Here is a 4,328-nt window from a genome sequence, read left to right as displayed (position 1 = left end):
CCGGGAGACCGACACCACCGTCGCCTTCCGCGACATCAACCCCCAGGCCCCGACCCACGTCCTGGTCATCCCCCGCGTCCACCACCCCGACGCCGCGTCCCTCGCCGCCGCCGAGCCGCAGATCCTCGCCGACGTGGTGCGCGAGGCCGGACAGGTCGCCGCCGACGAGAAGGTCGACGGGACCGGGTACCGGGTCGTGTTCAACACCGGCGCCGGTGCCGGGCAGACCGTCTTCCACGCACACGCCCACGTCCTGGCCGGCCGCGGCCTCCAGTGGCCCCCCGGCTAGGACCGAGGAAGCCGCGCCCTCTCATGTCCGTACGCGAACTCGTCGTCCTCGGCACCGCCAGCCAGGTCCCGACCCGGCACCGCAACCACAACGGTTACCTGCTGCGCTGGGACGGCGAGGGCATCCTCTTCGACCCCGGTGAGGGCACCCAGCGCCAGATGCTGCGGGCCGGCGTCGCCGCGCACGACATCGACCGGATCTGCGTCACGCACTTCCACGGCGACCACTCGCTGGGCCTGGCCGGGGTGATCCAGCGGATCAACCTCGACCAGGTCCCGCACCCCGTCACCGCGCACTACCCGGCGAGCGGGCAGCACTTCTTCGACCGGCTCCGGTACGCCACCGCCTACCGCGAGTCCGTCGAGCTGACCGAGGCACCGGTCGCCGCCGACGGGCCGCTGGCCACCACGGACGCGTACACCCTCAGCAGCCACAAGCTCTCGCACCCCGTCGAGTCGTACGGCTACCGGCTGGTCGAGCCCGACGGGCGGCGCATGCTGCCCGCGAAGCTCGCCGAGCACGGCATCGCCGGACCGGACGTCGGCCGGATCCAGCGCGAGGGCGCGCTCGGCGGCGTCAGCCTCGACGACGTCTCCGAGCGCAGGCGTGGACAGCGGTTCGCGTTCATCATGGACACCAGGCTCTGCGACGGCGTGTACGCACTCGCCGAGGGGTGCGACATGCTGGTCATCGAGTCGACGTTCCTCGACGAGGACGAGAAACTGGCCACCGACCACGGCCACCTGACCGCCGGCCAGGCGGCCCGGGCCGCGCGGGAAGCAGGCGTACGGCACCTCGTGCTCACGCACTTCTCCCAGCGCTACCCGGACCCGGAGGCCTTCGGGGCCCAGGCCCGGGCGGCCGGATTCGAGGGCGAACTGACCGTCGCCCAGGACCTGACGCGGGTCCCGGTACCGAGCCGTCACCCGTAAGAGACAACAGCACCACCCTGCGTAAGTGAGAAACCCGTGCACCTGCCCAAAGCCGAACTCCACCTCCACATCGAAGGAACCCTCGAACCCGAGCTGGCCTTCGCGCTCGCCGCACGCAACGGCGTGCCGCTGCCCTACGCGGACACCGAGGAGCTGCGCACCGCCTACCTCTTCGACGACCTGCAGAGCTTCCTCAACCTGTACTACGCGCTGATGGCGGTGCTGCGGACCGAGGACGACTTCACCGAACTCGCCGACGCCTACCTCACCCGCGCCGCCGCCCAGGGCGTACGCCACGCGGAGATCTTCTTCGACCCGCAGGCGCACACCGCCCGCGGTGTGCCGATCGGCACCGTCGTGGAGGGCCTCGGCCGGGCGCTGGAGCGCAGCGAGGAGAAGCACGGCATCTCCACCCAGCTGATCATGTGCTTCCTGCGCGACCAGTCCGCCGAATCGGCGCTGGAGACCCTGGAGGCGGCCAAGCCGTACCTGCACCGGATCAGCGCCGTCGGCCTGGACTCCGCCGAGGTCGGCCACCCGCCCGCCAAGTTCCGCGAGGTGTACGCGGCGGCCGAGGCGCTCGGACTGCGCAAGGTCGCCCACGCCGGCGAGGAGGGCCCGCCCGCGTACATCACGGAGGCGCTCGACGTGCTCGGCGTGGAACGCATCGACCACGGACTGCGCTGCATGGAGGACCCGGAGCTGGTGAAGCGGCTGGTCGCCGACCGGGTGCCGCTCACCCTCTGCCCGCTGTCCAACGTACGGCTGCGCGCCATCGACACCCTGGAGGAGCACCCGCTGCGGGCCATGATGGACGCCGGACTGCTCTGCACGGTGAACTCCGACGACCCCGCCTACTTCGGCGGGTACGTCGGGGACACCTTCCACGCCGTCCACGAGGCGCTCGGCCTGGAGCGCGAGCAGTTGCGCACCCTGGCCCGCAACTCCTTCGAGGCGGCCTTCCTCGACCACGACGAGGAGCGCAGGTCGCGCTACCTGTCGGAGGTCGAGGCGTACGCGTTCGACTGACCGCCGCCCGCAGGGCCGGCCGTCCGGAACGCACTCCTGACCAGGCGCCGGCGGCGCAGCGCGGGCAGGCTGATCTCCGTGACGGCCTGCTCGGGCGTGCCGAGCTTCGGCACCGCCCCGGGCACCGCACCGGTGGTGACAGCGAGCAGTGCCGCCGGAGCGCCGCCCCTGCGGCGCACCGAGCCCGGCACCAGCGGACGGCCACCGGTGTGCAGGGCCACCGCCGTCACCGGAACCGCGACGAGCAGGGTCACGGCGCCCAGGACCATCCCCATGACCGGGAAGCCGGCCCCCTCGGACAGCACACTGCCGAGCACCGGACCGCAGGCCACGCCGACCGACGAGGCCGAGCCCGCCAGGACCGCCCAGCGTCCGCGTACGTCGAGGGACGCGGCCAGGCCGATCAGATACGACAGGACCACGGGGTAGACGGTGTTCCACAGGATCTCGCCGGTCGCGAACGAGCCGAGGTCCCCGGCCGACGAGCTGAGCACGATGCTCGCCGCGATGATCACGGTGCCCAGACCGATCGGCACCGCCCGTCCGAGCCGGGCGCCCAGCACCCCGGCACCCATGACGCCGAGCAGACCGGCGCCGAGCGCGGCGGCGAACACCGCGCCGATGGTGACCTCGGAGAGCCCGACCTGATCCACGCCGATGCGGCTGCTGACCCCCCACAGCGCGTTCTGCGCCATCGACCAGACGAGCATGCCGCCCGCCAGCACCAGGCCCGAGCGGCGGTGCGGCAGCCGTCCCGACGCGGGGACGACCGGACCGGCCGGGACCGGGCTGCCGAGCCGGGAGGTGGCCGGCCAGACGAGCAGCGCGACCAGGGCGATCGACGCGAACGGCAGCCGGTGGCCGCCGCCCAGGTGCGGGATCGTCAGATAGAGGGCGCCCGCGGTCGCCGAGACGCTCAGCAGCCCCAGGGACGACGTCCGGTGCGGATCACGCTGGGCGGCGATGCCCGCCGCGGCCACCGCCGTCGCCGTACCGGAGCCGAAGCCTCCGACCACGGCACCCAGGACCACCAGCGGCACGGAACCCGCGAGCGCGGCGCAGCCGTACCCCAGCACGGCCAGCACCAGCCCGATCCGCGCCGGTCTGCGCGGCCCGTACGTCTCGACGCGGCCCGCCAGGCAGAAGCCGGCCGAGGCCGAACTCAGCAGCAGGGCGCTGCCGACCAGACCGGCTTCGGCCGTGCTGAGACCCAGATAGACGGAGAGCCGTCCCACGATGGTGGGGAGCAGATAGGCGGCGAGGTAACCGGCGGTGAACACGGCAACCAGAGGCCACGCGGCGCGAGGGCGCGAGGACATGGGCGTTCCTGAAGACATGCCAGAGGAGGCGGAGAGAAAGACAGAGGGGGTAATGCGGGAATGCGAGAAATGTGGGGATTCGGCACACTCGTCGGTCATGTCGCCAACGGTGGTCGCGGGCCAATTTGTATCAAGTGCTCCGGGTCGACCGAAAGTCGCCTCGCTGTGATCTGAGTCACTTATGCGTTTGCCGTGTTTCTATGCGGGTAACAGCGCATGTTTATGCAGGTCAGCCTCTGTGCGCGCAGAGCCCGCGCAGGTCCCGGCGCGGGCCCCGCACCCAAGGACGGGAATCGGGCACACTGGCCGCAACCGCCACGACCGGGGAGTGCAAGGTGAGCGCTGACATGCCGGACATCGACCCGCTGGACGGGCTGCGCGCCCCACAGGACCCCGACTGCGACGTCTTCCTCACCGGCACGGTCTTCCTCGACATCATCTTCACCGGCCTCGACAGCGCCCCGGTGCGCGGCACCGAGTCCTGGGCCCGCGGCATGGGATCCAGCCCCGGCGGGGTCGCCAACATGGCCACCGCGCTCGCCCGCCTCGGCCTCCACACCTCACTCGCCGCGGCGTTCGGCGACGACCACTACGGCGAGTACTGCTGGGACGCCCTCGAACAGGGCGAGGGCATCGACCTGTCCCTCTCGCACACCGTGCGCGGCTGGCACTCCCCGGTGACCGTCTCGATGGCGTACGAAGGCGAGCGGACGATGGTCTCGCACGGCCACGAGGCCCCGCCCCCGCCCGCGTTCGCAG

5 protein-coding genes are annotated in these 4,328 nt (G+C 72.0%); 4 read left to right on the top strand and 1 reads right to left on the bottom strand.

Features of this window, described 5'->3' with window-relative positions; translation table 11 throughout:
* The 3 genes from JGS39_RS37180 to JGS39_RS37170 all read left to right on the top strand — a co-directional run.
* Positions 1-289, top strand: a 289-nt coding sequence (locus tag JGS39_RS37180) for an HIT domain-containing protein (protein WP_219574193.1), incomplete at its 5' end; no start/stop codon positions are given.
* A 23-nt stretch (positions 290-312) separates the two neighbouring features.
* Positions 313-1,221, top strand: coding sequence for a ribonuclease Z (locus JGS39_RS37175; protein ID WP_219574191.1), 909 nt, complete (start codon positions 313-315; stop codon positions 1,219-1,221).
* Between the two features lie 36 nt (positions 1,222-1,257).
* Positions 1,258-2,250, top strand: coding sequence for an adenosine deaminase (locus JGS39_RS37170; RefSeq protein WP_219574189.1), 993 nt, complete (start codon positions 1,258-1,260; stop codon positions 2,248-2,250).
* On the opposite strand, the gene JGS39_RS37165 is transcribed toward JGS39_RS37170, so the two are convergent.
* Positions 2,214-3,569, bottom strand: a complete 1,356-nt coding sequence (locus tag JGS39_RS37165; protein WP_219574188.1) for an MFS transporter — start codon at positions 3,567-3,569, stop codon at positions 2,214-2,216. The two genes, JGS39_RS37170 and JGS39_RS37165, sit on opposite strands and share 37 nt — an antisense overlap.
* Positions 3,570-3,904: 335 nt before the next feature.
* Here JGS39_RS37165 and JGS39_RS37160 point away from each other — a divergent pair.
* The coding region (locus tag JGS39_RS37160; RefSeq protein ID WP_308120937.1) for a PfkB family carbohydrate kinase at positions 3,905-4,328 on the top strand (424 nt) is incomplete at its 3' end.

It is taken from the genome of Streptomyces poriferorum, from assembly GCF_019399235.1.
GTDB lineage: Bacteria > Actinomycetota > Actinomycetes > Streptomycetales > Streptomycetaceae > Streptomyces > Streptomyces poriferorum.
Note: the sequence above shows the minus strand (reverse complement) of the source record. Positions and strands in the feature narration are given on the sequence as shown.